We start from the raw sequence: 855 nt of genomic DNA, 5'->3' as shown, positions 1-855 counted from the left end.
ACCAAAACATGTAAAAGAGGTAACTTTAGAATATAAAACAAGAAAAACTATAATCAATAATAACAAAAACAAGAAAAAATGAAAACAATATGCAACCAAAACCCATTAAAAAAAATTACTAGTATTATTTTAGTAGTAGTTGGGTTAATGTTAATGACCTCATGCGATGCCTTAAAAACTGCGGTTTACGACCAATATTCGTATCAAAAAAGCGTTGAAATAAAAGTAGAAGCCTCTAGTTTAATGGATAAAGCTATAACACCCTATGCAGATAATAAGGAAGAAATTGAAGCATTAAATAAAGAGATTCAAAAAATAGTTGAGTACGAAAAAAACAAACCTAATAATGAAATTACTTACGCTATGTGGAAAATACTAAGTAATAAAGAAAAGAATTTATTAGCAGGCTTTTTTAAGCGTTGGGAAGAAAAAGGGCAAATGTCTCAGTTTTTTGTAACAGAAGCCAAAGCACAAGTATTGGAAGCTATGGACTTATTAATACAATATGAAGGTAAAAAAGATAAAGTAGCTAAAGACAGATTGCTTGACATTATAACAAGTAATAATTAATATATACGACTATTAATCAATAAGATAAAAAATATACAACTATGGATTTTGAAGCATTATTAAAAGAGTTAAAAGCATCAATATTAGGCCTGTTTGGAGAAAAATGGGATGATTTAAAGAAAGAATCTAAAAAAGATGTAGAACAGTTCCTTGCAGAAAGCAAAGTAAAATTAGAACGTTGGACTAAATTATTAGCTAATGGAGATATTACATTAGATGATTTTGAATGGCTATTAAAAAGTCAAAAAGACGTATTATTAATGAAAGCCTTACATAAAGCTGGCG

Annotated in this window: 2 protein-coding genes; both read left to right on the top strand. The window is 28.1% G+C overall.

Annotated features, from left to right (window positions below; translation table 11 throughout):
• Nucleotides 1-78: 78 nt before the first annotated feature.
• Nucleotides 79-570: a hypothetical protein gene (locus tag ACVC2P_RS03890; protein WP_452597176.1), complete on the top strand. Its 492-nt coding sequence runs from the start codon at nt 79-81 to the stop codon at nt 568-570.
• A gap of 41 nt (nt 571-611) precedes the next feature.
• Nucleotides 612-855: hypothetical protein (locus ACVC2P_RS03885; protein WP_452597175.1), on the top strand; the 244-nt coding region annotated here is incomplete at its 3' end.

Source organism: Pontimicrobium sp. MEBiC01747, assembly GCF_053601635.1.
This window is presented reverse-complemented; position numbering and strand designations above follow the sequence as displayed.

Coding starts and splice junctions, on each gene's coding strand:
- ACVC2P_RS03890 (WP_452597176.1), top strand. CDS start 79: ATGAAAACAATATGCAACCAAAACCCATTAAAAAAAATTACTAGTATT.